18 protein-coding genes and 3 pseudogenes are annotated in these 26204 nt (G+C 66.3%); 9 read left to right on the top strand and 12 right to left on the bottom strand.

What is annotated here, in order from left to right:
- The first annotated feature begins 522 nt into the window (after window positions 1-522).
- The 4 genes from AC07P1_RS32990 to AC07P1_RS32975 all read left to right on the top strand — a co-directional run bounded on the left by AC07P1_RS32990 (window position 523) and on the right by AC07P1_RS32975 (window position 6275).
- Complete coding sequence (locus AC07P1_RS32990) at window positions 523-2445, top strand: hypothetical protein (RefSeq protein WP_494699817.1); 1923 nt, start codon at window positions 523-525, stop codon at window positions 2443-2445.
- Window positions 2446-2460: 15 nt separating this feature from the next.
- Window positions 2461-3969, top strand: a complete 1509-nt coding sequence (locus AC07P1_RS32985; protein WP_494699816.1) for an MBL fold metallo-hydrolase — start codon at window positions 2461-2463, stop codon at window positions 3967-3969.
- Between the two features lie 223 nt (window positions 3970-4192).
- Window positions 4193-4885 (top strand): response regulator transcription factor, encoded by a 693-nt coding sequence (locus AC07P1_RS32980; protein WP_494699815.1) that lies wholly within the window; start codon window positions 4193-4195, stop codon window positions 4883-4885.
- The gene (locus AC07P1_RS32975) at window positions 4878-6275 is read left to right on the top strand and encodes a sensor histidine kinase (protein ID WP_494699814.1); all 1398 of its coding nucleotides are present in this window, start codon (window positions 4878-4880) and stop codon (window positions 6273-6275) included. The genes AC07P1_RS32980 and AC07P1_RS32975 overlap by 8 nt, the downstream gene beginning before the upstream one ends.
- Before the next feature lie 21 nt (window positions 6276-6296).
- Here AC07P1_RS32975 and AC07P1_RS32970 read toward each other — a convergent pair whose 3' ends face one another.
- The 5 genes from AC07P1_RS32970 to AC07P1_RS32950 form a co-directional block, all read right to left on the bottom strand.
- Window positions 6297-8837 (bottom strand): EAL domain-containing protein, encoded by a 2541-nt coding sequence (locus AC07P1_RS32970; RefSeq protein ID WP_494699813.1) that lies wholly within the window; start codon window positions 8835-8837, stop codon window positions 6297-6299.
- Window positions 8834-9211, bottom strand: a complete 378-nt coding sequence (locus AC07P1_RS32965; protein WP_494699812.1) for a response regulator — start codon at window positions 9209-9211, stop codon at window positions 8834-8836. The genes AC07P1_RS32970 and AC07P1_RS32965 overlap by 4 nt, the downstream gene beginning before the upstream one ends.
- A gap of 15 nt (window positions 9212-9226) precedes the next feature.
- A complete protein-coding gene (locus AC07P1_RS32960) occupies window positions 9227-10555 on the bottom strand; it encodes a sensor histidine kinase (protein WP_494699811.1) in 1329 nt (442 codons plus the stop codon).
- 261 nt (window positions 10556-10816) lie between these two features.
- A complete protein-coding gene (locus AC07P1_RS32955; RefSeq protein ID WP_494699810.1) occupies window positions 10817-12160 on the bottom strand; it encodes a maltoporin in 1344 nt (447 codons plus the stop codon).
- Window positions 12161-12432: 272 nt separating this feature from the next.
- Window positions 12433-13410 (bottom strand): PfkB family carbohydrate kinase, encoded by a 978-nt coding sequence (locus tag AC07P1_RS32950; protein ID WP_494699809.1) that lies wholly within the window; start codon window positions 13408-13410, stop codon window positions 12433-12435.
- A 211-nt stretch (window positions 13411-13621) separates the two neighbouring features.
- On the opposite strand from AC07P1_RS32950, the gene AC07P1_RS32945 reads away from it, so the two are divergent.
- The 5 genes from AC07P1_RS32945 (at window position 13622) to AC07P1_RS32925 (ending at window position 18140) form a co-directional block, all read left to right on the top strand.
- Entirely contained in the window at window positions 13622-14587 is a 966-nt protein-coding gene (locus AC07P1_RS32945) for a sugar ABC transporter substrate-binding protein (protein ID WP_494699808.1), read from the top strand.
- Window positions 14588-14602: 15 nt separating this feature from the next.
- The gene (locus AC07P1_RS32940; protein ID WP_494699807.1) at window positions 14603-15610 is read left to right on the top strand and encodes an ABC transporter permease; all 1008 of its coding nucleotides are present in this window, start codon (window positions 14603-14605) and stop codon (window positions 15608-15610) included.
- Between the two features lie 5 nt (window positions 15611-15615).
- Window positions 15616-16422, top strand: coding sequence for an ATP-binding cassette domain-containing protein (locus AC07P1_RS32935; protein WP_494699806.1), 807 nt, complete (start codon window positions 15616-15618; stop codon window positions 16420-16422).
- On the top strand, window positions 16415-16867 hold the full coding sequence (locus AC07P1_RS32930; RefSeq protein WP_494699805.1) for an RbsD/FucU family protein: 453 nt from the start codon (window positions 16415-16417) through the stop codon (window positions 16865-16867). The genes AC07P1_RS32935 and AC07P1_RS32930 overlap by 8 nt, the downstream gene beginning before the upstream one ends.
- A gap of 61 nt (window positions 16868-16928) precedes the next feature.
- Window positions 16929-18140 (top strand): ROK family transcriptional regulator, encoded by a 1212-nt coding sequence (locus AC07P1_RS32925; protein ID WP_494699804.1) that lies wholly within the window; start codon window positions 16929-16931, stop codon window positions 18138-18140.
- Between the two features lie 21 nt (window positions 18141-18161).
- Here AC07P1_RS32925 and AC07P1_RS32920 read toward each other — a convergent pair whose 3' ends face one another.
- The 7 genes and pseudogenes from AC07P1_RS32920 to AC07P1_RS32890 form a co-directional block, all read right to left on the bottom strand.
- Entirely contained in the window at window positions 18162-19304 is a 1143-nt protein-coding gene (locus tag AC07P1_RS32920; RefSeq protein WP_494699803.1) for a cellulase family glycosylhydrolase, read from the bottom strand.
- Between the two features lie 300 nt (window positions 19305-19604).
- Window positions 19605-19751: pseudogene (locus AC07P1_RS32915) on the bottom strand (putative type II toxin-antitoxin system PemK/MazF family toxin); the annotation flags it as partial.
- An 11-nt stretch (window positions 19752-19762) separates the two neighbouring features.
- A pseudogene (locus AC07P1_RS32910) lies at window positions 19763-19876 on the bottom strand (PEPxxWA-CTERM sorting domain-containing protein); the annotation flags it as partial.
- A 686-nt stretch (window positions 19877-20562) separates the two neighbouring features.
- Window positions 20563-20958 (bottom strand): hypothetical protein, encoded by a 396-nt coding sequence (locus tag AC07P1_RS32905; protein WP_494699802.1) that lies wholly within the window; start codon window positions 20956-20958, stop codon window positions 20563-20565.
- A gap of 144 nt (window positions 20959-21102) precedes the next feature.
- Window positions 21103-22719, bottom strand: coding sequence for a methyl-accepting chemotaxis protein (locus tag AC07P1_RS32900; protein WP_494699801.1), 1617 nt, complete (start codon window positions 22717-22719; stop codon window positions 21103-21105).
- Between the two features lie 164 nt (window positions 22720-22883).
- Window positions 22884-25847 carry a ligand-binding sensor domain-containing diguanylate cyclase gene (locus AC07P1_RS32895; protein WP_494699800.1) on the bottom strand — a complete coding sequence of 988 codons (2964 nt, stop codon included), beginning with the start codon at window positions 25845-25847 and terminating at the stop codon, window positions 22884-22886.
- Window positions 25844-26204 (bottom strand): annotated as a pseudogene (locus AC07P1_RS32890) (hypothetical protein); the annotation flags it as partial. The pseudogene AC07P1_RS32890 and the gene AC07P1_RS32895, both read right to left, overlap by 4 nt.

Here is a 26204-nt window from a genome sequence, read left to right as displayed (position 1 = left end):
CGCCGGGCGCAACGCGGCCTCCACCCGGCGAAGGGGCGGTGTGAATAGACTGGAAAGTGGGAATGGTGAAGCGCAGCGGGCGGCGTGGTTCGATGAGCTGTGCCGCGACGGGCGGTTAAGGCTGGCGATCGGAACGACTACGGCACTCGCTGCGCATGGTTGACCGGGGCTCGGTGTCCATGGCGGTTTCCTTGACGGGGTTGATCATGCCGGTATGGTACGAAATTTTGCTGCGCCGCATCCTGAATTCTTCTTCAGGAATGGCGCTCCGCGGGCCGGCATTGACGTAGGGGTGAGTTGCAGGCCGACCACACTTCATCAGTTGGTGGCTTGATATTGCTCAAACAAGAGATATTTATTTGATAATTTCCGTTAGAATATAAAAGAAATTATTGAAATGGCAACTTGCTGGTCGTGCGGGATTGGTAGCGAACGGCCGGAAATGATCGGCGCCCGATGCCGACATTGTTACCGCAGCGGCCGATACCGGTGACGACACCCGTTTACTTTTTCGAGGTAACAATGTCCGCTATCTCCGCAAATCACCACGATCACGGCGTCGGCCGGCCACCGGCCCGGCGCCTGCGCGCTTACGCACTCGATCCCAGCCTGTCGCTGCGGCTGGAAACGGCGACGATTAATCACGCCGTGTTGAATGTGCGTTGGGAATCGAATCTGCTGCCAGGCCCCAGAGGCGAATATGTCGAAGTGATCGACTATGATCCTCCTAGTGGCTGCTGGTACCAACCCATCGACCTGAACGACACCCACGTACTGGCGCAGGATGGCGTCGCGCCGTCCCAAGGCAACCCGCAATTCCATCAACAAATGGTATATGCCGTCGCCATGAACACGATCGCCAGCTTCGAGCAGGCCTTGGGCCGTCAAGTGCTGTGGTCGCCACGCGATCTTGGTTCCACCGCCGAAGCCGGCAAGCGAGAACAATACGTGGGCACCCTGCGCATATTCCCCCATGCGCTGCGGGCGGCCAATGCATACTACAGCCCGGACAAGAAAGCGCTGCTGTTCGGTTATTTTCAAGGGCCGACCGGCACGGTGTTTTCCTGCTTGTCGCAAGACATCGTGGCCCACGAGACCACGCATGCGCTGCTGGATGGCATGCATCGCCGCTACGTCGAGGACAGCAATGCCGATACGCTCGCCTTCCACGAAGCCTTCGCCGACCTGGTCGCGCTGTTCCAGCACTTCACGATGGACGACGTTCTGCGCCACCAACTGGCGCGCACCCGGGGCGACCTGGAGGCGCCGTCGTTGCTGGGCGAGCTGGCGCAGGAATTCGGCGAGGCGACCGGTCGCTACGGCGCGTTGCGCAGCGCCATAGGCAGCACGGACGCCGATGGCGTCTGGCGTCCGGTGGTGCCCGATCCGCAACGGCTGCGCGATGCCGTGGAACCCCACGAGCGCGGCTCCATCCTCGTGTCCGCCGTGTTCGCCGCCTTCCTCGCGATCTACAAGGTCAGGGCACGCGCCATCTTCGCCATTGCCAGCGCCGGCAGCGGCATCCTGCCCGCAGGCTCGCTGCCACCCTGCCTGGTGGAAGCACTGGCCGCCGAGGCGACCAAGACCGCCCGCCATTTCCTGAACATGTGCATCCGCGCGCTCGACTACTGCCCGCCGTTCGACATCACCTTCGGCGATTATCTGCGCGCCCTGATCACCGCCGATTACGACATGATGCTGGACGACAAATACGGCTATCGCGTCGCCCTGATCGAATCGTTCCGTCGCTGGGGCATCATCCCGGAAGGACTCAAGGCGCTGTCGGAGGAACAGCTGCGCTGGAACTACGCGGACCAGGAATACCCCGACGGCGGCTACGCGCTGAACCAGGTCGCGGGCAGTCTCAAGAGCCTGCTGGCCGATGCCTTGTTTCAACGCCAGCGCGAACGCGTGTTCGACACCCTGCGCAGCGCGCGCGGACAGGTACACGAGATACTGCACCGCAACCTGATCGGCGAAAGCGAACGCAACGAGCGGGAGGAATTTTCGCGCGTAACCGGACTTAACCTGTCCCCCGATGCGAACTTGCCCGGGACGCGCGGGCAGCGCTCGGGCGCGCCGTCATTCGAAGTGCAGGCTGTCCTGCCAACGCTGCGCGTGACACCGGATGGCCGCATCCGCAAGCAACTCATCATCACTGTCGCCCAGCAGTTGCGCAACATTCCCATCGATCCAAAGCAGCTCGACGGCCCCACCTTCAATTTTCGTGGCGGCAGCACCTTGATTTTCGACATGACGGACGAGGTGCCATCGCTGCGCTACGCCGTCACGCGTCCGATCGGCGATCTGCGCCGGCTGGAAGCGGTACGCGCCCATAAACGCGCCCGTACGGAGCAGGCAATGACGCTGCGAACCGCCTATTTCAGCGGCATGAGCGTGACGGCAAGCGCCGAGCCGTTTTGCATGCTGCATAACGAACACTGATCCAGCGGAGTCATTATGTCCCCCACCCCGGCCAGCTCCAGAAAACCGCGCGGCAAGACCACGCCATCCACGCCAAGCCTGCGCATTCGTCTGTACCGCCACGGCTTGGGCGACTGTTTCCTGCTGCGCTTCGGCAAGCCTGATGGGGATACCTTCAACCTGCTCATCGATTGCGGCCTGATCAGCGTGGCCAAGGATGCCAAGGCCAAGATGCAAGCCGTGGTACAGGATATCGCAGACGTTTGCGGCAACCGGATCGATGTCGTCGTCATGACGCATGAACACTGGGACCACGCTTCCGGCTTTTCCACTCAGCAGGCGCAAGCGCTATTCGACCAGATCGAGGTCGCCGAAGTGTGGTACGCATGGACCGAGGATCCGCAGAATGCTTTGGGCGTCAGGCTGCGCGAGGAGCGCGCAAAGAAAGTTGAGGCGTTGGCCGCCGCCGCGCAAGCGTTGGGAGCGGAGCACAACTCGCCCCTGGCCATGGCGCGGGCCGCCGCGCTGCAATCGGTATTGCAATTCTTTGGCGCCGGTGACAAGCCGGGTCATGGGCCAGCCATCGGCAAGACCCGTGGCGCCTTCGAATACCTGTTACGACGCAGCGGCGTCAAGCCACGCTTCCTCAAGCCGGGCAAGACGCCGATCACGCTCGCCGCCGTTCCGGGCATGCGTATCTATGTGCTGGGCCCGCCACAGGATGAAGCATTGATCAAGAAAAGCGCTCCGACCAAATCCGGGCGGGAGGTGTACGAGATGGCCGCCGAAGCCGACTTGGCCGAGAACGTGCGCGCCGCGTTCAAGCGGATGGCATCGGCACCGGACGGGATCGTCGACAACCACGACGACTGCCCGTTCGAGTCAACCTGGCACCGCCAACCGGCCACGTCCTCCACGACCGCCGGCTCGGCCGCCTTGCAAGAGCTATACGACAATACCTGGAACCGTGCGGGCGAAGCGTGGCGTCAAATCAGCGACGACTGGACCAATGTGGCCGAGACGCTGGCGCTTAATCTGGACACCCACACAAACAATACCTGTATCGTGCTGGCCTTTGAGCTAATCGACAGCGGTGACGTATTTCTCTTCCCCGCCGATGCCCAGGTCGGAAATTGGCTGTCCTGGCAAGACTTGCAATGGACGGTGCGGGAGGATGGCCAGGCGCGCCAGGTCACGGCCAGCGAACTGCTGCGCCGTACCGTGTTTTACAAGGTGGGCCACCATGGCAGCCATAACGCGACACTGCGTGCGCTGGGCTTGGAACAAATGCAGAGCGAGGAATTGACCGCCTACATTCCTGTCATCCGTGAGGAAGCGCGCAAGAACCGCTGGATGGGCATGCCCTTCGACCCCTTGGTCCAGCGCCTGCGCGAAAAGACCCAAGGCCGCCTGCTGCAGTCGGACGACATCCAGTTGCCGTCGGACCACGACTTACGCGCGCTGTCGCCCAAGGCGGCCAAGGCGTTCAAAAAGGCGGTTGTCCTTGACCCCGGCAAACTCTATGTCGAGTTCAGCTATGCATGACAGCCCACCGCAATGGTGCCGGCGACTCCCGGCGTTGCTTCTGTTGCTGCTTGACGTGAAGATTCGATGAAGACCCCGCCCCGGCCGCCCATGTCCCCGCCCTGGCCGGCACGGTCGGCGCCGCGTCGATAGCGACCCGATTTACTGTCCATACCGCGCAGTCCCCGCCCGGCAAGCGGGGCCGGCAACGCTGCTATACTGCGGCTCTTGTCGGGGACGGTTCATGCATATTCTGTTGGTGGAAGACGATCACAAAGCGGCGCGGCTGCTGGCGCGCGGCCTGGAGGAGGAAGGTTTCCAGGTCGTGGTCGCCCATTCGGCGCGGGAAGCGGCCGCCCACGCCTTGGCGCGGTTCGATATGGCCATCCTCGACTGGATGATGCCAGGCCAGGACGGCGTCGCCTTGTGCGCCGAATGGCGCGAGGCGGGACAGCTGCTGCCGGTGCTGATGCTGACCGCGCGCGACGCCGTGGCCGACCGTATCACCGGCCTCAATACCGGCGCCGACGACTACCTGACCAAGCCCTTTGTCTTCGACGAGCTACTGGCCCGCGTGCGCGCGTTGCTGCGCCGTACCGAGCGCGCGCAGCCCGCCACGCTCAGGCTGGCCGACCTCTGGCTCGAGCCGGCCACGCGCGCCGCCGGCCGCGGGGCCGCGCGGCTCGACCTCACGCCCAAGGAATACGCCATCCTGGAATTGCTGATGCGGCGCCCCGGCGCCATCGTCAGCCGGCTGCAACTGGCGGAGCACGTGTGGATGGCCGACCTGATCGCCATCGACAATCTCATCGACGTCCACATGAAGAACCTGCGCCGCAAGGTCGATCCGGCGGAACTGCCGGCGTTGATCGAAACGGTGCGCGGGCGCGGCTTCCGTCTCAACGCCCCGGACGCGCCGGAGGCCGGCGATGCTTAGCATGCGCCGGCGGCTGGTGCTACTGCATATGCTGGCGATCCTGGTCGCCGTCGGCGCCACGGCGGGCGCCGGCTGGTGGATGATGTCGCGTTCCGTCAACCGGCAACTGGACGGCGCGCTGCTGGCCCTGGCCGAAGCCGAAGTGGCGATGCTGGCCGACGGCGACGGCGTCGCTATCCGCGTCCACGAGGCGCCGGCCGGCAGCGCCCCGCCCTCGCTGACGCGGCTCGACCGCCTGGTCCAGATCATCGACGGCCAGGGCCGCGTGGTGGCCCGCAGCGCCAATCTGGGCTCGGAGACCCTGCCCGTCTTTCCGCATCTGCTGGAGCGCCTCGCGGCCGGCAAGACCGTGTTCGAAACGCTGCCCGACACCAGCGAGGAACCGCTGCGCATGGTCTCGCTGCCGACGCAGGTGCGCGGCCAGCGCTTCGCCGTGCAGGTGGCCGGCTCGCTGGACGACGTGAACCAGATCCTGCGCTCGGCCGCGATGCTGTTTGCGTTGATGGCGGCGGCCCTGCTCGCCGCGCTGGGCTGGGCCGGCGCGCGCCTTTCCAGCAAGCTGTTCGTCGCCATCGAAAACATCGTCGACCAGGCGCGCGAGATCGAGGACGGCAACCTGCACCGGCGCTTGCCGCATCCGGGCGACGACGACGAGATCGGCCAACTGGTCCAAACCCTGAACGCGATGCTGGAACGGATCGAGCAGGCGTTCGACACGCAGCGCCGCTTCACGGCCGACGCCTCGCACGAATTGCGCTCCCCGCTGTCGCGCCTGCGGGCCGAGATCGAGATCACGCTGCGGCGCCCGCGCGACAGCGGCGACTACGTCACCGCGCTGCGTTCCTGCCTGGACGAAGTCGAGCGCCTGACCACGTTGGTGGAGGAGTTGCTGATGCTGGCGCGGATCGACGCCGGCCAGGAGCGCGGCTCGGCGGCGATGGTGTCGCTGGCGGGGCTGGCGCGCGACACCATCGACCGCCTGGCGCCGCAGGCGAGCGAGCGCGGCATCGATATCGCCCTGGCCGACGAGTCGCCGGAGACCGTGGACGTCGACGGCGCGCCGCTTGGCCTGGTGCTGCGCAATATCCTCGACAACGCCATCAAGTTCTCGCCGGCGGGCGGCCGCATCGATGTGCGCATCGCCGCCGGCGGACACGGAACCGTGTTGACGGTGGCCGACCAGGGGCCGGGAATTGGCGCCGACGAACTGCCTTACCTGTTCGACCGGTTTTTCCGGGGCGATGGCGCGCGCGCGGACGGCATCGACGGCGTCGGCCTGGGTCTAGCCCTGTGCCAGGCCATCCTGCGCGCCCACGGCGGCAAAATCGCGGTGGCGAATCAGCCGGACGGCGGCGCGCTATTCAGCGTATGGCTGCCGCGAAAAAAATAGCGGCCGCACCGGGCTGGCAATTCAAGCGGGTACCGCCTCGGTGCCGGCATCGACCGGATGCAGGCGCGGGTGCACGAACGCTTGCCGCATGCTGCGCACGAGCGTCTCGTGGTCCCAGGGTTTGGTGTAGAACCGGTCGATGGTCCCACGGTTGACCGCCGCCATCATCTCCTCCAGGTTGGCCTGGCCGGACAAGACGATCCTGAACGTGCCCGGATACATGGCGCGCACGCTGTCGAGGAACACCGTGCCCTTCATTTCCGGCATGCTCTGGTCGCACAGGACGACCTGGACGTCGTGCTGCGCCAGCGTCTCGAACGCCTCGGCGCCCGAGCACGCCTGCAGCACGCGGTATTGTTCGCCGCCCAGTTCGCTGGCCAGCAAGTCCAGCATGAAGGGGTCGTCGTCGACGATGAGCAAGGTTTTTCGCGAAGGGTCCGGCGCCGCCGGCGGCGCCATGGTTTTGCGCAACTGAATCAGCTTGGTCATCAGCGGGGCCGACAGCGGCCGGCTGACCAGGTAGCCCTGCATCTGGTCGCAGCGGTGGCGCCGCAGGTAGGACTGTTGTGCCGCCGTTTCCACGCCCTCGGCGATCACCTCCAGGTTCAGGCTGTGCCCCATGGTGATGATGGCTTGCACGATGGCCGCGTCGTCCGGGTTGCTGGTGACGTCGCGGATGAAGGCGATATCGATCTTCAGCTTGTCGATCGGGAAGCGGCGCAGATAGGCCAGGCTGGAGTAGCCGGTGCCGAAATCGTCGATCGACACCTTCACGCCGCGCCGGCGCAGGTTGCCCAGGCAGGCCATGGTGCGCTCGGTGTTGGCCACCAGCGACGTTTCCGTCAGCTCCAGCTCCAGCAGGCCGGCCGGCAGATCGTTGTCGGCCAGCGCGCGCACCACATCGCCCTCCAGGTCGCCCTCGATGAACTGGCGGCCGGCGACGTTGACCGACACCTGCATCGGCCCGACCTCGCCAAGTTGCCATTCCTTGATCTGGCGGCAGGCCTCGGCGATGACCCAGCCGCCGACCCGCACGATCAGGCCGCTCTCCTCCAGCACGGGGATGAACACGCCCGGCGCCACCAGGCCGTGGCCGGGCCGCGCCCAGCGCAGCAACGCCTCCAGGCCCACCACCGCGCCGGTGGTCAGCGACACCTTCGGCTGGTAATGCAGCACGAACTCGTCGCGCTCGATGGCCTTGCGCAGCGCGGTCTCCAGGTCCTGGCGCTGCAGCACGTCGGCGTTCATCTGCGCGGTGAAGAAGCGATAGGTGTTGCGCCCGGCGTGCTTGGCCTGGTACATGGCGGTGTCGGCGTACTTGATCAGCACGTCCGGATCGTCGCCGTCGTCGGGATAGATCGTCACCCCGATGCTGGCGGTCATGATCACCTCGTAACCCTGCAGGTCGAACGGCAAGTGCAGCGCGTCACGGATCTTGATGGCGACCTGGGCCGCTCCTTTGTGGCCATGCTCCATCACCAGGATCACGCCGAACTCGTCGCCGCCCAGCCGTCCGACGGTGTCGCGCATGCGCACGCAGGTCATCAACCGGTCGCTGAAATTGACCAGCAGTTCGTCGCCGATACCGTGACCCAACGTGTCGTTGACATTCTTGAAGTGATCCATGTCGATGAACATCACCGCCACCTTCCAGCCCTGGATGGCGGCCAGCGTTATGGTCTTGCGCAGCGTCTCATAGAAATACGTGCGGTTCGGCAGGCCGGTCAGGGCGTCGTGGTTGGCCTGGTGCTGAAGCTTTTGCTGCGCCTGCTTACGCTCGGTGATATCGCGCACCACGCTGACGATGATCCAGTCGTCGCCGGACAACATGGCCTGGCGGCTGACCTCCACCTGCAGCGACGAGCCGTCCTTGCAACGCAGGGTGGCCTCGTTCAATTTTTTGCTGGCCTCGCCCGCGATCACCGTGTCGTACACGTGCTCGAGCGCCTCGCGCGTGACCGCGCCCAAGGCCACGGGACCGAGTTCGAGCATCTCGGCGCGCGTGTAACCGAGCATCTCGCAACTGGTAGCGTTGACCTCGACGAAGCCCATGGTGTCGCGGCTGACCAGCATGATGGCGTCGGCGGTGGCGTCCATCGCCGTGCGAAAACGCTGCAGGTCGGCGGTGCGCGCGGCCACCTGCTGTTCCAGCACCGCGCTATGCTCCTGCAAGTCGCCGAACGCCTTCAGGCGCAGCAGGTTGCGCACGCGCAGCCACAGCTCGGTGCGGTCGACCGGCTTGGTCAGGAATTCCTCGGCGCCGGCCGACAGCCCGGCCAGGCGGGCGCCGCGCTCGGCGTGGGCCGTGACCATGATGATCGGGATGTTGGCCGTGGCCGGATTACTCTTCAGGATGGCGGCGACCTTGTAGCCGTCGATGCCAGGCATCATGATGTCGAGCAGGATCAGGTCGGGGGGCGAATGGGCGATCGCGCTGAGCGCCTCGGCGCCGCTGGCCACGCTTTCGGTGTGGTAGCCCTCCGGGCGCAGCAGCACCGCCAGCAGGCGGCGGTTCTGCGCCTCGTCGTCGACGATCAGGATGGTGGGGACGTCAACGCTCATGAGGTGGCCCCGGCGCACAGCAGGGAGTCGATCATGGCGTACAGTTGGCGATAGCCCAGCGGCTTGGCGATATAGGCGTCGCAGCCGGCCTTGCGGCTCTTTTCCTGGTCTTCCTTCATCGCCATGGCCGTCAGCGCGATGACCGGAATGCCGGCGGTCACCCGGTCGTGCTTGAGGATGGCGGTGGCGGCCAGGCCGTCCATGCCGGGCAGCTGGATATCCGTCAGGATCAGGTCCGGCAGTTCCATGCGGGCCACCATCAGCCCGGCCTCGGCGTCCACCGCGCACAGAACGCTGTGATGGGCGTTACGCAGCAGCAGCGAAGCGAGCTTCATGTTTGCCGCGTTATCTTCTATTACCAATACCTTGGCCATGTCGATACCTCGAAGTTAAGCCGGCGAGCCGGCGTGGGGCGCAGCGCGCAACGGCAGCCAGACGGCGAAGCGCGAGCCCTGGCGCTCGGCGCTGGCCACCGCCACCGCACCGCCCTGCAGCTCGGTCAGCTGCTTGACCATGGCCAGCCCTAGGCCCGTGCCCTCGAACTTGCGCGCCAGGCTGCTGTCGATCTGGCTGAAGGCCTGGAACAGCCGCCCCATGTTGTCGTGCGAGATGCCGATGCCGTGGTCGCTGACGCAAATTTCAACGAAGTCGCTGTACTCGTTGTCGGCCTGCGGAAAGCGGTGCGTCGGCCACTCCCCCTCCAGCACGCCGACCGCGTCGCGCCGCACGCGGCGCGCGCGCAACTGCACCGGGCCGCCGCTGGCGCTGAACTTGACGGCGTTGCTCAGCAGGTTGTAGACGATCTGCTTGGTCTTGCGCATGTCGAGCTGCACCACGTCCAGGCCCGCGCCGATGTCAAGCTCGAGCCCGATTTTCTGGGCCGCCGCCTTCTCGCGGACAATGGTCAGGCTGTTCTGGAGCAGGCTGTGCAAGTCGACCGGCTCCAGTTCCAGCGCCATCATGCCGGCTTCGACTTTTGACAGGTCGAGGATGTCGTTGATGAGCGATAGCAAGTGCTGGCCGCTGGTGAAGATGTCGTCGATCGATTCGTGCTGGATGGCCGTGGTTTCCCCCATCAGCCCATCCTTGAGCGCCTCGGAAAAACCGATGATGGCGTTGAGCGGCGTGCGCAGCTCGTGCGACATGGTGGCCAGGAATTCGGACTTCATGCGGCTGGCGTGCTCGAGCTCGATGTTCTTGTCCTCCAGCGCCCGCTCGAAGCGCTTGCGGGTGGTGTTGTCGGTGCCGATCAGCAGATAGCCGATAATGTCGTCGCGCGCGTTGCGCAGCGCCGTCACCGACACGATCGCCGGGAAGCGGCTGCCGTCCTGGCGGATGTAGGTCAGCTCGTAGATGTCCTCGATGCCGCGCGAGGCCTTGAACACCAGGGCGTCGAAGCCGGGCGAAATCGGCGTGTCGAGCTCGTCGCTCAGCGAGGCGGCGCGTGCGATCAATTCAAGCGGGTCCGAAATATCGGCCGGCGTGATGCGGTTGACGACGTCGACCGCCTTGTAGCCGAGCATGCGCTCGGCGCCGACGTTGAAAATCTGGATCACGCCCCGTTCGTCGGTGGCGATGCTGGAGAAATAGGCGCTGTTGAAGATCGCGTCTTGCAAGGCGCCCGTCTTGAGCAGGCTGGCCTGCCGCGTGTGCTCGCTGTGTCCCGCCAAATTCCCTGCGCGCGCGGTGTCGCTCCGGCCAAATCCGTTCGTATGCATGTGCGCCTTCCAAAGAACTACAGCCCGGCGTGAGGAGTGTGTGCATGACCGCCGGGCGGGCTCGCAGATTGGCGCCGAACAGCGCTGGATGACGAACAGGCCGGTGGCAAGGAGGAGGTGGAAATTCAATATAACACGTGGCAACCGCGCAAACGACCGCAACGCAAGTTTGTCGGCTGCAAGTGCACACGTGGCGGCGGACCGGGGTATCCTTCCCCGGTGTCGGGCGCGCCTTCGGGCCGCCCTGCCCCCGCCTCGATCTTAGAAGCAGACGTCGGCCTGCACACCGATCATCGAGCCTGATTTGGCCACACCAAACGCGCCCGTCGACGACAGCGCGCTGCCCGGCGCGGCGCTATCGGCGGCCTGCCGCGCCGCGTCGTTCCACTTGGCGTAGGTGTAGAACAGGCGCAGGTCGGGCCGCGCGTTCAGGCCGGGACCGGACGAAATGGTCGGCGCTATGGTGAATTTGGTCATCCTGCGCGTGGGACCGTCGTCCGGCCGGATGGTGTCCACGCCCAGGTCCATGCCGATCTTGAAGCGCCGGGAGATGCCGTAGACCAGATGTCCGCCCAGGCTGGTCCAGACCTTGTTCTCGGCCACGCCCAACACGGTGCGGTCGGCCGTGTATCCCTTGTCCTTCTGGTAGATCGCCACCAGCTCGGCGCCCCAACGCGGGGTGAACTGGGTATACAAGCCTTCGACCACCCGCAGGCGGCTGATGTTTTTGTCATCGCCCAGGTTGCCGATCGCGCCGATGGCCTGGTCGGCGCCGCCGGTGCCCGGCCCCTTGCCGTATTGAAGCGCGAACTTGTTTTCGCCGTCGCCGTTGATGCCGGACTGGCGGTGCTGGACCGTGAACCCGTAGCCGGAGTGCAGACGTTCGGCCGACTGCTCGGCGTTGCCCTTGGCGTCCTTGACGATGAAACTCATGCCCAGCTCCAGGGCGCCGCCGCTATTGATGGGAATGCCGCGCAATTGAAAGTCGTGACGGGTGGCCGAGTTGCTGCCGTTGTCGGCCAGCGCGCCGGTCGCCGGCAACAGGCCGCTGGTGGTGGCCACCAGGTTGTCCTTGCGCAGCAAGGCGTAGCTGAACTTCAGATCGCCCGCCACAGGGACGTCCTGAACGCCGCCGCCGAAGCCCCGGCCGCTCCAGTAGATAAAGTCGTTGGCGCCCAGGCCTTCGCGTTTGTAGTATTTGCGGCCCAGCCAAACGCTGCCGCCGTTAAGCTCGGGGATCTTGTCGCCTTGTACGTAAATCTGTGGCAGGTCGGCGTCGGACTTCGACGATGCGTTCGGACTGTAATAGGACAGCATGATATTGGCGTTGAAGACGGCGCCATCGTCGGCGGCCTTGCCGACTTGCTGGCCCAGCCAGAACTCGCCATAGACCTCGCACTCGTTGCCGAGGCGGTACTTGGCCAGCGCGCCGGCAAGCTGGAAGCAGCTGGCGCCGCCGTGGGAAGAGTTGGAACCGGCCAGCGCGCGAAAGTAGCCCTGATAGTCGAGCGCGGCCGCCGGCAGGCAGCACGCCATGGCGCCCGCGGCCAGCGCCGTTTGCACCAGCGGGAATTTTGGTGTGATGCGTTGCATGATATTTTTCATTTGTCTGGTCTCCAGTGTTAGTTGTCTTGTCTGTTGTTGTTTGTTTTAGTTGTGTTTGGCGCGTCCACGCCGGATACGGCTTTGCTATCGAAATTCAGGCGTAGCGCTCCCCCTGGCGCACTCAAGGCCAATTTTTTGGTTGGTCATTTAATCGCGATTTACGTAGGGCGGATTAGCGCAGCGTAATCCGCCATGCTTGCGTCTCGACGGCTCATGCATTGGCGGATTACGGCGTTCCGCCTAATCCGCCCTACGTGTCTCTGCAATTGCCGTCAGGCGGCGACCTTTGCTGACATTCGTTGCTGCCAGTCGACGCCGAATTGCAAGGTTTGCTCCCACGTCGCCGGGTCGCAACCGGCGCGCATGACGTTGACGCTGGCGGCGCAAATCGCATGCTGGAGCGCCGCGTGCAGCGTTTCCTGGTCGAGCTTTTGCAGCGCGGCCGCGCCGGTCAACGCTCCTTCCCGGTACAGATACGCGATCAGGCCGGCCTGGAAGCAGTCGCCCGCGCCCACGGTGTCGACCAGCGCCAGGTTGGCCGGCGTCGGCAACTCGATCCGGCGGGTGCGCGACATCAGGGCGGCAGCTTCTCCGCCGCGCGTCACGGCGATCAATTGAACCGCCGATTCGTGGAACAGCGCGTCGGCGACTTCCTGCACATTGGCCGCGTCCAGCCCCAGATGTGCAAGATCCTCGTCGCTGACCTTGACGATGTGCGCCAGCTTCAGCGCTTGCCTGACGGCGCCAAGGTAGCGTGGCAAATCGTCGGCCACCAGCGGCCGCAGGTTGGCGTCGATCGAGATCAACGCGCCGCGTTCGGCGGCCGCCCGCAGCGCCGGCAGCAGCGTGTCGCCATCCTCCGGCACCAGCGCCAAGCCGCCGGTGTGCAGCAGCGCCATGTGCGGCGGGAAGCTGCCGATCAGCGAGGCGGCGCTGACGTCGCGGTCGGCGACCCGCTCGCGGTGGAAGGCGTAGGTCGGCGCGCCGTTGGCGTCGATGCTGACGATGGCGAGCGAAGTCGGCCGGGCGCTGGGCGCGGGCGCGGCCGGCAAAACGTCGCTGGCCCGCAGCAGCGCGGCGAACCTGCCGCCGAATTTGTCCGTCGACAGCGGGTTGAGATAGGCGGTGGGTACGCCCTGCCGCGCCAGCCCGATGGCGGAGTTGAACACCGAGCCGCCCAGGCATGCCTGGAATCGCCCGTCGGGTTGTTCGATCATGTCCACCAAGGCCTCGCCTAAGGTTGCGATCATCATGTCCTCGTAAGTTGCATTGGGAAAACTACTCTAGCCGGCACGCCAGAAAGTGCGTGTTTGGCCGGCCGCTTAATTAATAAAACAACTTGATTTATTAATTTGTTGCGAATATATTCCTAATCGGTTCGGTAGTAAAGCGTTATCACTTCCTACCGAATCACGCTCCGCCGACAGGCGTGGCCACCCAGAAAATCAGAGGAGACATCGCATGAGATTGAAATATTTCCTGGCGCTCAGTGCGCTCGGCACCGCCACGGCCATGGCCGCCGAACAGCCGGTGATCGGCCTGATCACCAAGACCGAAATCAACCCCTTCTTCGTCAAGATGAAGGAAGGCGCGCAGCAGGCGGCGCAGGCCGGCGGCGCCAAACTGCTGACCGGCGCGGGCAAATCCGACGGCGACAACGCCGGCCAGGTCACCGCCATCGAGAACATGATCGCGGCCGGCGCCAAGACCATCCTCATCACCCCGAGCGACGCCAAGGCCATCGTGCCGTCGATTAAAAAAGCGCGCGACAAGGGCGTGATGGTGATCGCCATGGACAGCCCGACCGAGCCGATGGACGCCGCCGACGCGCTCTTCAGCACCGACAACCACAAGGCTGGCGTGCTGATCGGCCGTTACGCCAAGGCCTCTTTCGCGGGCAAGCCGGTCAGGATCGCCGCGCTCGACCTGTTCCCCGGCCACCCGGTCGGCATCCAGCGCCTGGCCGGCTTCCTGGAAGGCTTCGGCATCAAAAAAGGCGACGCCAGCATCGTCTGCGTGCAAGACAGCTATGGCGACCAGGCCAAGGGGCAGACCGCGATGGAAAACTGCCTGCAGAAGAACCCCGGCATCAACCTGGTCTACGCCATCAACGAACCGGCCGCCGCCGGCGCCTTCAAGGCGCTCAAGGCGGCGGGCAAGGACAAGGGCGTGCTGCTGGTGTCGGTCGACGGCGGCTGCACCGGGGTGCGCGACGTCAAGAGCGGCAAGATCGCCGCCACGGCCCAGCAATACCCGCTGAAGATGGCGGCGCTGGGCGTCGAGGCCGGCCTCCTCTATGCGAAAACCGGCAAGAAAGCCAGCGGTTATGTCGACACCGGCGTCACCCTCATCACCGACAAACCGCTCGCGGGCGTGGACAGCAAAGACACCCAGGCCGGCCTCGACGCCTGCTGGGGCCGGAAATAATAAGGAATAACGACCATGAACACTCCCCTGCAGGGCTCGCTGCCCCTCACCAAGGACGCCGCCATGAACGCCCGCCTGCTCGACCGCCTGCCACCCGTCTCCACGCTGGGGCCGTTCATCGCCCTGGTGGTCGCCTCGCTGTTTTTCGCGTCGCAATCGGACCGCTTCCTGAGCGGCCAGAACTTCTCGCTGATCCTGCAACAGGTGATGATCGTCGGCGTCATCGCCCTCGGACAAACCCTGATCGTGCTGACCGCCGGCATCGACCTGTCGTGCGGCATGGTGATGGCGCTCGGCTCGGTCGTGATGAGCAAGTTCGCCGTCGACATGGGCATCGATCCCTATGTCGCCATCGCCTGCGGCGTCGCCGTTTGCACGGCCTTCGGCGCGCTCAACGGCGCGCTGGTGACGCGGATCAAGCTGCCCGCCTTCATCGTCACGCTGGGTACGATGAACATCGCCTTCGCGCTGACGCAAATCTACTCGGGCGCGCAAACGGTCACCGACGTGCCGGACTCGATGATGTTCTTCGGCAATACCTTCCAGCTCGGCCAGACCTCGATCACCTACGGCACGGTGCTGATGATCGCGCTGTATGTGGTGACCTGGCTGTTCCTGCGCGACACGGCGCCCGGACGCCACGTCTACGCGGTCGGCAACAATCCCGAGTCGGCGCGGCTGACCGGCATCGCCACCGGCAAGGTCATGCTGGGCGTGTACATGGCGGCGGGCCTGTTCTACGGCATCGCCTCGATGTTGTCGGTGGCCCGCATGGGCGTCGGCGATCCGCAGGCCGGCGCCACCGACAACCTCGACAGCATCACTGCCGTCGTCATCGGCGGCACCAGCCTGTTCGGCGGACGCGGCTCGATCGTCGGCACCCTGATCGGCGTGCTGATCGTCGGCGTGTTCCGCAATGGTTTGACGCTGATGGGCGTGCCCTCGGTGTATCAGGTACTGGTCACGGGCGTGCTCGTGATCCTGGCTGTGGCCACCGACCAACTCACCCACAAGAAGGGTTAATCATCATGACGATTTCCACTGCTGTTTCCAACGCCACCCCGGTGTTCCAGGCGCGCGGCCTGACCAAGCGCTACGGCAACGTCACCGCCCTCGACGGCACCGACTTCGAACTGCGCGCCGGTGAAATCCTCGCGGTAATCGGCGACAACGGCGCCGGCAAGTCCAGCCTGATCAAGGCGCTGTCCGGCGCCATCGTGCCGGACACGGGCGAACTGCTGCTCGACGGCAAAGCCGTTCACTTCGGCTCGCCGATCGACGCCCGCCGCCACGGCATCGAGACGGTCTACCAGGACCTGGCCGTCGCCCCGGCGATGACGATCGCCGAGAACCTGTTCCTCGGCCGCGAGATCCTCAAGCCCGGCATCCTGGGCACGTGCTTCCGCGTCATCGACAAGAAAAAGATGCTGTCGGAAGCGATCCGCCACATGCAGGATCTGAAGATCGGCATCCGCTCGATGCAGCAGGCGGTGGAAACCCTGTCCGGCGGCCAGCGCCAGGGCGTGGCGGTGGCGCGCAGCACCGCCTTCGCCCGCCACGTCGTCATCCTCGACGAGCCGACCGCCGCGCTGGGCGTCAAGGAAGGCAATATGGTGCTGGAGCTGATCCGCCGGGTGCGCGACCGGGGCCTGGCCGTGGTGCTGATCAGCCACAACATGCCGCACGTGTTCGAGATCGCCGACCGCATCCACATCCAGCGGCTGGGCCGGCGCGCCGCCGTGGTCAACCCCAAGACGATCAGCATGTCCGACACGGTCGCCGTGATGACGGGCGCCAAGGACCCCGCCCACCTGCCGGAAGATGCCCATGCTTAAAGGAATCGATGCCGCGCTCACGCCCGAGTTGCTGAAGGTGTTGTGCGAGATGGGGCACGGCGACGAGATCGCGGTGGTGGACGCCAACTTCACGGCCGCCTCGCTGGGCCGTGGCAAGCCCGTCATCCGCATGCCCGGCATCGACCTGCGCCGGGCGTGCACGGCGGTGCTGTCGGTGTTCCCGCTGGACCAGTCGGTGGAGCAGCCGGTCGCTTATATGAAGGTCGAGCACACGCCCGAGGGCTACGCGTCCGACGTGCAGCGCTCGGTCGTCGCGCTGGCCGGCGAACTGGCCTCGGCCGCGCCCGGGCAATGCGCGGCGGTCGAGCGTTTCGCCTTCTACGACCGGGTCGGCGGTGCCTACGCCATCGTGCAAACCGGCGAGGCGCAACCCTATGCCAACTTCATTTTTAAGAAGGGCGTGATCGGTGCCGCTCTGGCATAATTAAATAATGCCAAACAATAAAAAAATTCAAGTAGAGACCGAGCCGGGCGGTGATCCGGCCGTGAATGACATCGGCAGGCTGCGCCCGCGCGGCTCCAACCAGATCGGCATGAGCCAGTTCAACGAACGGGTCGTATTGCAAACCATCCGCCTGCACGGCCCGATGCCGAAAGCCGATCTGGCCAGGCAGACCAACCTCAGCACGCAGACCATCTCGCTGATCATCAACCGCCTGCTCGAGGAGGGCCTGGTGCTCAAGCTCGAAGCGCTGCGCGGCAAGGTCGGGCAACCGTCGGTGCCGATCGCGCTCGACCCGGACGGCGCCTTCTCGATCGGCATCAAGATCGCGCGGCGCAGCCTGGACGTGCTGCTGATCGATTTCGTCGGCAAGACGCGCGAGCGCTCGTCGCTGTCGTACACCTTCCCCGATCCGGACACGCTGTTCGTCGAAATCGAAAAGCAGCTGGCGCTGATCCACAAGCGGCTCGGTCCGGCGCAAGCCAAGCGCCTGAGCGGCATCGGCATCGCCGCCCCGCTGGCCCTCGGCGGCTGGCAGAAGCTGCTCGGCATCGCCCCCGAGCAGGCGGAAAAATGGAACCGCATCGACATCCGCGAACGGGTGCAGGCGATGACCGGGCTGCCGGTGCAATTCGTCAAAGACACCGCCGCCGCCTGCGTGGCCGAACTGGTGGCCGGCCGGGGCCGCAGCATCAAGAGTTTCCTGTACGTGTTCGTCGACACCTTCATCGGCGGCGGACTGGTCATCGACAGCAACCTGCGCGGCGGCCTGCACGGCAACGCCGGCGCCATCGGCTCGATCCCGCTTGGCCTGGCGCGGCGCGGCGACACCGCGCAGCCGGAGCAACTGCTGAGCGACGCCTCCCTGTTCAGCCTGGAGCAATCGTTCATCGCCGCCGGGTTGGACGAGGCGGCCTGCTTCGACGGCCGCGCGCTGCGCGAACCGTGGCGTCCGCACACGATGGCGTGGCTGGACCACGCCGCGCGCGCCATCGCGCTGACCATCAACAGCGCCGCCTGCCTGCTCGACCTCGACAGCGTGATCATCGACGGCTCGTGCGAGCGCAGCCTGCTGCACGAACTGCTGCCGCAGGTGGAGACCGCGCTCGGCTACTACAGCTGGGAAGGCGTGTCGCGGCCGTCGGTGCTGGGCGGCACCATCGGCTCGGACGCGCGGGCCATCGGCGGCGCCCTGCTCCCGCTGTACGCCAACTTCGCCCCGGACAGCGACCTGTTCCTCAAGTCCGACAAGTAGGCGCACGGCCGGCGTGGCGGACTAGTAGATCGTCGCCTTCTTCGCGGTGTTGCTGATGCCGTACTGGCCGTACCACACCGTGTTGCCCCAGCTGGTGGTGGTGGACCAATTGGTCATCAGATCGAGCCAGGCGTTGGCGGCATCGTTGCCTTGCGTCGACCAGGCGACATAGCCGACGCCGAACTGTTGCGCATACTGCATCAGCAGCGGCGCGTCCACCTTGGAGCCGAGGTTGTTGTCGCCGTTGTTGTAGTTGTAGCCGAACTCGCCGATCAACAAAGCCAAGTTGTTGCTCTTATAGTTGTTCATCATGTTGTAGATGTCGTTCGGATTATTGAACCTGACATATGCATGCACCGAGAACAGCAGGTTGTGCCGTGGGTCGTGGTTGAGCAAATCCCAGCCGTACAACAAGCCCGCGCTGGCGTCCTGGCCCCACGCGGGACTGTCGATCACGATGGTCGTGGTAAAGCCGGCGTTGCGCAGGGTCGTGATCGGCTGCATGTAGGCGTTGCGCCACTGCAGCGGCGTCATATCGTTGTCGCCCCACTCGTTGGCGATGTTGATCATGGTGCTGCGCTCGTGTTTCTTGAGCACGGCGGCGACATCGCTGCGCACCCAGTAGTTGGCCATGTTCTGAAGCACCGCGGTGCTGTTGCTGCCGGTGCCGTCGTGCAGTTCGACGATGGACACCATCTGCTGCGCTTCGATGGCCGTCAGGATCTGGTCAAGGCGCGACGCGGTGCCGTTCATGGTCCAGACGACGCGAATCAGGTTGGTCTTGCGCGCCGCCAGATTCGGCAAGACGTTGTAGGCCTGGGTGTCGAACCACGCATGCGGGTTGTTGACGCCGCGGGCGATAAAGGCATTGCCGTTGGCGTCCTTCAGCACGCTGCCGGACACCGTGAAACCCTTCGATACGCTGGCGACAACCATGCAGGATTGGTTATTCTCCCAGCCCCAGCCGTCGCCATCCGGGTCCGATGCGGCGCTCGCGCACTTGGGCGCCACCTTGCAGGACTGGTTGTTCTCCCAGCCCCAGCCGTCACCGTCCGGATCGGACGCCGCGCTCGAACAAGTCGGCGTAGTCTGGGCTTGGGCCTGCCCCACCGCCGACAACACGAGCGCGCCCGCGATCAACAACTGCTTGATGTACTTTTTCATCCATGCTCTCCGGTATTGTTATTAAGGGGAAGCCCCTGGTTTAATTATATGGAAGCAAATGGTGTGAATTTTCGTGGGCGCAGTTTTTACAATCAGTTTAGCGTCCGGCATGCTAAACGCCGGCTTGATTGCTGCGTACGCTAAACTTCAGCGCCGTGGACGTGCCGGTGCATCGCATCCAGCACCGGCCGCCGAGCGGTTTTACAGTCTTCACGCGCGCGCGGCCGAGCGCATCGCCAAAGGCAAGACGGGGCAACCTTATGAACTCAGGGTGAAGGTGTCGATCGCCGCCACGCTTCCCTAGTCGGTAATTGCGCGCAACCTGGCAAGCGCATCTTCCACCACATACTCCGGTACAGTCTCGACGCGCTTTGCCTTTTTTGCTTCCAAGTCCAGCATGCGAATCTGGTTGACCAAGGCTACACCTTGCGTCGTCGTGGCGGGACCGAATTATGTAGTCAACTTGCCCGTCCGGACTTGCGGCGGGCGTTCCGGCGGCGCGCCACGGCGCCGACCAGGCCCAGGCCGGCCAGCAGCATCGCGTAGGTTTCCGGCTCGGGCACGGCCGCCACGCCCATGGTCCAGGTGCCCGGCGCGGTGATCCCGCCCGCGAAATAGTAGTAGCTCTCGGTGCCGCCGACGACGCTGTCGCCGTTGTTGGAGGTGGCGATTCTGCTGATGTCTTCCCTGCCCTCCGGCGTGTGCAACTGGCGCAGCAGGCTGATGTCCCACACCGTGGGCAGGCCGTTGGCGTCGACCGCGCCGATGTCCAGGTTCACCGTCCAGTTGGGATTCCACACCGAGCCGGGCGGACGGGTCGGGTCGGCGTCCGTATTAGGATAGAGCAGCGACTGCGGGTGGGTCGGAGAATCGTTCGAATAGCGGTTCATGTAAATGACCGTGTCGGGTGACCAGGTGGAGCCGGCCGTCAGCAGCGTTGGCGTGAAGATCTGCACGGTGATGACGCTGTAATGGGTGAAGGTGATATCGCTGCGATACGCGGTGTGCTCGACCGGAATCACCTGGCTGACATAGTTGTACTGATACGCGTGGGCGGAGCCGCCAAACAAACTGGCTAGCGAAATGCACATAACAATCAACAAGTTACGCATACTGCCTCCTGTATTTTTCGACCGCGCCGAATAGCGCAACGCGAGCTTAATACAGTTAGCAATTCTGCATGATAGTTTTTTTGTTTAGGATGGCCCCGCCGTGAAAGGATAGCGCAATCGAGTCCATCCTTATCCGGCCGGCGCGCTCAGGCGCAGCGGGTCAGCAAACGTTGGCAAGCCCCGTGGAACAGGCGCCTGGCCGGTGAAATCAGATGCTCCCTGCGCTTCACGTCGCCGCCCACGGCCTCGCGCTCGACGGCGCCGTTCGCGCCCAGCACCGTCAGTTTGTCGCAACACTCGTACACCAGGGCCGCCAGCACGACATCGACCTCCATCCGCCCTTGCGAGACCTGCGCCTGCATGCGCTCGGTGATCTGGATGAAGGCCGTCACCGCGTCCTCGCCCAGCAGGTGGCGGCGCGCGGCCACCGCGCCGGCCGTATCCATGCCGCGCGGCGCCAGGATCTGGTCGATCAGGTGCAAGACCGACCGGTACTCCCTGACGTATTGTTCATAATGTTCGTACAGCGGCGCTGTGTTCATTTCAAACCCTCCCTCGATACGGACAGAATGCATTAGTCCGCTTCGCGGGACCATCAGCCGCGTCGGATAGTGGGGTAGGGATTTGCGCCGGATTTTGTAGGGCAAGCGGCGGGCGCGCCCCGGGCGACGGGGGAATGGCGGCGTTCATTGACTGAAGCTCAATTGAATCGCGGGGGCGTCCACGCCAGCCACCGCCCGCCTCGCCGTCCGGGGCGATCCTTCGGCGGCGAGCTTGAACACGCGCACCACGCGCACCAGGCCGCCGGCCTGGTCCTGCAGCGCGGCGGCGGCGGCCGAGGCCTCCTCCACCAGCGCCGCGTTCTGCTGCGTGACCCGGTCCATCTGGACGATGGCTTGATTGATCTGCTCGATGCCGGCGCTCTGCTCCTGGCTGGCCGAGGTGATCTCGCCCATGATATCGGTCACGCTGCGGATGCTCTGGACGATGTCCCGCATGGTCGCGCCGGCATGGTCGACCAGCTTGGCGCCGGCGTCGACCTTTTCCACCGATTCGCCGATCAACTGTTTGATCTCCTTGGCGGCGGCGGCCGAGCGCTGCGCCAGGTTGCGCACCTCGGTGGCGACCACGGCGAAGCCCCGCCCCTGTTCGCCGGCGCGCGCGGCCTCGACCGCCGCGTTGAGCGCCAGGATGTTGGTTTGGAAGGCGATGCCGTCGATGACGCCGATGATCTCGACGATCTTCTTCGACGCGCCATTGATCGCGTCCATGGTGTCGACCACCCGGGCGACGACCGCCCCGCCCTCGACCGCCACGGCGGAGGCCGAAATGGCCAGTTGGTTGGCCTGGCGCGCGTTGTCGGCGTTCTGCTTGACGGCCGATGTCATCTGCTCCATCGAGGACGCGGTCTCCTCCAGCGAACTGGCCTGCGTCTCGGTGCGCGACGACAGATCGATGTTGCCGCTGGCAATCTGGCCGGAGGCGACGGCGATGGCGTCGGTGCCGGTGCGCACCTGGCCGACGATGGCGACCAGGCCGTCGTTCATGTCCTTGAGCGCTTGCAATAGTTGTCCCGCCTCGTCCCGCGATCCGACCTCGATGTGGCTCGACAGGTCGCCGTCGGCGACGGCCCGCGCCACCGCCACCGCCGCGCGGATCGGCAAGGTCACCGAGCGCGTGGCGAACCAGGCGATGGCCGCGCCCAGCAGCGCCGCCACGGCGGTGAGCGTCAGCACCAGCGAACGCGCGCGGTCGTAGGCCGCGCCGGCTTGCGCCACTTCCAGTTTGTTGTTCGCCTTTTGCAATTCGATGTTTTCGTCCATCGCGTCCTGCCACCGGGCCGCCGCCGGCGCGGCCTCCTTGATCAGCAGTTCGGTCGCCTCGGCGTCCCGGTCGGCCTTGGCCAGGGCGATCACCTTGTCGTTGAGCGCCGTGGACGCCAGCCGCGCCTGAGCCATCCTGGCGCGCACGGCCCGGCCCTCGACGCTGGCGGCGCTCTTGTCCAACTCGCCCCAGGCGGTGTCGTACTTCGCGCGGGCCGCCGTGAGCTTGACAAGCTCCCGTTCGATCGCCGCCTGCTCGCTCAGCAGCACGACCGTGCGCGTGACGCGGGAGATGATGTGGACCGATTCCGACATGTCTTGCACCAGACCCATTTTATGGACGTTGACGTCGACTATCCGGTCCAGCGCGCGCTTGGTGCGACCCATGCCATTGACGCCCAGCGCCGCCACCACCGCCAGCAACAGCAAGACGACACCGAAGCCTATGCCCAGGCGCGTGCCGATTTTCAAATTTTTCATTGTTGTGTCTCCCCGTTCGGGCATGCCGTATCCGGGCGCCTATTTCAATTGAGGAATTGATGTTATTGCAGAGAAATGTTTAGGGTAATCAGCGCATCCCGATATCACCGTAGGAAAAACCTGATCGCGCGGTAGGGAGCGCCGCCGCGCCGCGCGCGGGCGGCTTACGCGAGACCGGCGTCGGGGACGTATTCCAGGCGGTTGCGCCCCAGCGCCTTGGCCCGGTACAGCGCCTGGTCGGCCAGCGCGATCCATTGTTCGCCCGTCCGCGACAGCTCGGGCCTGCCCACCACGACGCCGCCGCTGCAGGTGACCGGCAGCGGGCCGACGCCGTCGATGTCGACCGGCGCGGCGCACACCTCGCGGTGCAGTTGCGCCAGGCGGCGCCCGCCGCCGGCCAGGTCCAGCCCCGGCAGCAGCAACATGAATTCCTCGCCGCCGTAGCGCCCGACGATGTCGCTGGCGCGCAACTGCGCCTGGATGCGCCGCACCATCTCGCGCAGCACCTCGTCGCCGGCCAGGTGGCCGTGGGTGTCGTTGACCTTCTTGAAATGGTCCAGGTCCAGCAACACCAGCAGGAACGGCCCCGCCCCCGGCGCCGTCAACGCGGCCAGGCGCTCCATCAGCGCGGTGCGGTTCCAGGCCTTGGTCAGGCCGTCCTTGAGCGAGCGCAGCCGGTGCTCCTCGCGCGACGCCTCCAGCTCGGCCGTGCGCTCGGCCACGCGCCGTTCCAGCAGCGTGCGCTGGCGCAGCACGCGCCGGACCCGGTAGCGGTGCAGCAGGCCGATCAGGCCCAGGGCCGACAGCGCGGCGCCGGCGTAGGCCCAGCGCGTGCGCCACCACGGTGGCGTGATCGTCAGCGGCAACTCCAGCATGGCCGAACTGGATTGCGACATCGCGTGCTCGGCGACCACTTGCAGGCGGTACTGGCCCGGCGCCAGCGCCGCGTAGCGCAGCGCGCCGTTGTCGCTGCGCGACCAGGCCTCCTCCTGGCCGAGCAGGCGGTAGCGGTAGCCCACCGCCTCGCGGTTCTGCAACAGCGGCGCGGCCATTTGCACCTCCAGCGTCCCGCCGCTCCAAGGCGCCGTGGCGCCGTCGAGCGCGGCGCCGGCGTAGCGCGCCGTGTCCAGATACAGCGGGACGGGCTGCGGCGCGAACAACGATTCCGGCCGCCGCACGCGCGACACGCCGTTGCTGGTGCCGATCCAGATCGAGCCGTCCCTGTCCTCGTAGAGCGCGCCTTGGTTGGTGTCGTTCCACACCAGGCCGCTCTGCTCGTTGAACAGCCGCCAGCGCCGCCCGTTCCAGACCATCGCCCCGCTGTCCGTGCCCAGCCACAGCCAGTGGCGCCGGTCCACCAGCGCCGACACCAGCGCCCGCCCCTCCAGCAGCGGATGGGCGAACCGGCGCAGCGCCAAGCCGGGTTGCGCGGTGTCGGCCCGCCACACGCGCGCGCTGTGGCCTTCAATCAACCACAGCGTATTGCCGTCGCACAGCACCTGCGAAAAGACGTGGTCGTTGCGCGGCAATGGCGGGCGCGACCAGCGCCCGTCCTCCAGCCGTGCCAAGCCGTCCGGACCGGCGAACCACAGGCGCCCGCCGGCGTCGCGGCAGCCGCCGACGAAGCTGGCGTCGAGACCGAACAGCGTGCGCACCGGCTCGACCGGCGCGGGCGCCGGCGCCCGTTGCGGGTCGGCGATCACGTACAAGCCGCCGGCGCTGCTGATCCACAGCCGGCCGGCCGGATCGAACAGCAGCTGGTAGATGGTTTGGCCGGACACGCGCGCCACCACGGCGGCGCCCGCGCCGCCGCGCTCGCGGCGCATCAGGGCGCCGGTAAAACTCCCGCCCCACAGGGCGCCATGGGCGTCCTCGGCCAACGTGCCCCAGGCCTGCCGGGCGGACTCGCCCGGACCGCCCGCGGCGACCAGGCCCGCCCCGCCCGCCACGGCCAGGCCGCGGCCGGTGCCGACATACAACTCGCCCCCGCCGCCGCGCAAGACCGACCAGACGTTGTCGTCGGGCAGCCCCTGGGCCACGGTCCAGTTTTCCCAATGCCGGTAGCCCTGCCACCGGGCGATGCCGCGCCCGGGCAGGGCCAGCCACAAATCGCCGCCCCGGTCGAGCAGCAGGGCGTGGCCGCCCGCGACCGCGTGCACCCCTTCCCGCCCGCCGTAGCGCCGCCAGCCGTCCGCGCCGCCGCGGAACAAACCGTTGTCCGACAGCGTGACCAGGCGGCCGTCGTCGTCCTCCAGCATCGGCATCGGGTGCCCGCCGTCGCCGCTGGCGAAACCGGCCGGGGTGCGGTCGCGGAACCGCGCCCGGCCCGGCGCCAGCACCATCAGCCGGTCGGCGGCGCTGAGCCAGAGGGCGCCGGAACGGTCGCGCAACAGGTTGGCCCATTTCCTCGGCGGCAAACCTTGCGCCTCGCCCAGCACGGTGAGCACGCCGTCGCGGTAACGGCACAGGCTGTGCTTGCAACCGAGCCACAGCGTACCGTCCGGATCGCGCAGCATGCCGTGCAGATCGTTGAGCGGCGGGCGCGCGGCGAGGTGTGCCGCGGTCATCGGCGCCACCGCCTGCCAGCGCGCGATCTCGTCCTCCAGCTGCGCGTTGAACGGCGGCGCCGCGTGCCAGCCGCCCCGGCCGTCGGCCCGCGCCTGGTATAGCCGGCCGTTGCTCTGCACCAGCAAATTGTCGGCGTCGATCGAGGCCAGATGCTGGCCCGGCATCACCGGCAACGCCTTGCCGTCGGGCCGGCGCACCGGCAGCAGGCGCTGTTCCCGCAGCAGGAACAGGCCCCGTTCGGTGCCCACCCACAGCCGTCCGGCCGGGTCCAGGTGCAGCGCCGTGATGCCGGTGTCGTCGCCGTCGCTGCCCAGCGGATGGCGCCGCGCGCGCGCGCCGTCGAAGCGGAACAGACCATTCTCGGTGCCGATCCACAGATAGCCGGCCCGGTCCTGGACGATGGCCGACGCCGACAGGTTGGCCAGGCCGTCGAGCTGGCCGAAGGCGCGCAGCGGCGGCTGCTGGGCGCGCGCCGGCGCGCACGCCGCCCACGCCAGCAGCAGGCCGACGGCCCACGCCGCCGCGCCGCCGCGCCAACCGCTGGTGGCCGGCGCCGTCACAGGCTCAGCTCGTGCTTGTGGGCGACCCAGCGCAACGCCGCGTGCGCGCCGTCGAAGTCGAGGTCGTCCAGGCCGCGCTGGATCGCCTCGGCGTCCCAGGCGCCGAAGCTGGCGGCGAAGTCGGCGGCGCCGGCGGCGAACAGGCCGACCGCCGCGCCGTCGCGGGCGCGCATCAGCTCGGCCAACCGGCGCAGCTCGCCCAGCCACTCCCGCGGCGCGCGCGCGGTGCCGGCGGCCGCCGCGGCCTCGGCCGGCAGGGCGTCGAGCTCGGCGCACAGCGCGGCCAGCGCCGTGTCGAGCGCGGCCAGCGCGGTGTCGGACGCGGCCGCCGCGTCGGGGTCCGGCGCGGCGCCGCCG

The sequence above is a fragment of the Duganella sp. GW821-FHT07F09 genome, assembly GCF_059418705.1.
The sequence above is the reverse complement of the archived record's forward strand: the minus strand, read 5'-3'. Positions and strand labels throughout refer to the sequence as shown.

What these genes read in the sequence shown, in the direction of transcription:
- AC07P1_RS32990 (WP_494699817.1), top strand. Translation starts at nt 523, where the DNA reads ATGTCCGCTATCTCCGCAAATCACCACGATCACGGCGTCGGCCGGCCA.
- AC07P1_RS32985 (WP_494699816.1), top strand. Translation starts at nt 2,461, where the DNA reads ATGTCCCCCACCCCGGCCAGCTCCAGAAAACCGCGCGGCAAGACCACG.
- AC07P1_RS32980 (WP_494699815.1), top strand. Translation starts at nt 4,193, where the DNA reads ATGCATATTCTGTTGGTGGAAGACGATCACAAAGCGGCGCGGCTGCTG.
- AC07P1_RS32975 (WP_494699814.1), top strand. Translation starts at nt 4,878, where the DNA reads ATGCTTAGCATGCGCCGGCGGCTGGTGCTACTGCATATGCTGGCGATC.
- AC07P1_RS32970 (WP_494699813.1), bottom strand. Translation starts at nt 8,837, where the DNA reads ATGAGCGTTGACGTCCCCACCATCCTGATCGTCGACGACGAGGCGCAG.
- AC07P1_RS32965 (WP_494699812.1), bottom strand. Translation starts at nt 9,211, where the DNA reads ATGGCCAAGGTATTGGTAATAGAAGATAACGCGGCAAACATGAAGCTC.
- AC07P1_RS32960 (WP_494699811.1), bottom strand. Translation starts at nt 10,555, where the DNA reads ATGCATACGAACGGATTTGGCCGGAGCGACACCGCGCGCGCAGGGAAT.
- AC07P1_RS32955 (WP_494699810.1), bottom strand. Translation starts at nt 12,160, where the DNA reads ATGAAAAATATCATGCAACGCATCACACCAAAATTCCCGCTGGTGCAA.
- AC07P1_RS32950 (WP_494699809.1), bottom strand. Translation starts at nt 13,410, where the DNA reads ATGATCGCAACCTTAGGCGAGGCCTTGGTGGACATGATCGAACAACCC.
- AC07P1_RS32945 (WP_494699808.1), top strand. Translation starts at nt 13,622, where the DNA reads ATGAGATTGAAATATTTCCTGGCGCTCAGTGCGCTCGGCACCGCCACG.
- AC07P1_RS32940 (WP_494699807.1), top strand. Translation starts at nt 14,603, where the DNA reads ATGAACACTCCCCTGCAGGGCTCGCTGCCCCTCACCAAGGACGCCGCC.
- AC07P1_RS32935 (WP_494699806.1), top strand. Translation starts at nt 15,616, where the DNA reads ATGACGATTTCCACTGCTGTTTCCAACGCCACCCCGGTGTTCCAGGCG.
- AC07P1_RS32930 (WP_494699805.1), top strand. Translation starts at nt 16,415, where the DNA reads ATGCTTAAAGGAATCGATGCCGCGCTCACGCCCGAGTTGCTGAAGGTG.
- AC07P1_RS32920 (WP_494699803.1), bottom strand. Translation starts at nt 19,304, where the DNA reads ATGAAAAAGTACATCAAGCAGTTGTTGATCGCGGGCGCGCTCGTGTTG.
- AC07P1_RS32905 (WP_494699802.1), bottom strand. Translation starts at nt 20,958, where the DNA reads ATGAACACAGCGCCGCTGTACGAACATTATGAACAATACGTCAGGGAG.
- AC07P1_RS32900 (WP_494699801.1), bottom strand. Translation starts at nt 22,719, where the DNA reads ATGAAAAATTTGAAAATCGGCACGCGCCTGGGCATAGGCTTCGGTGTC.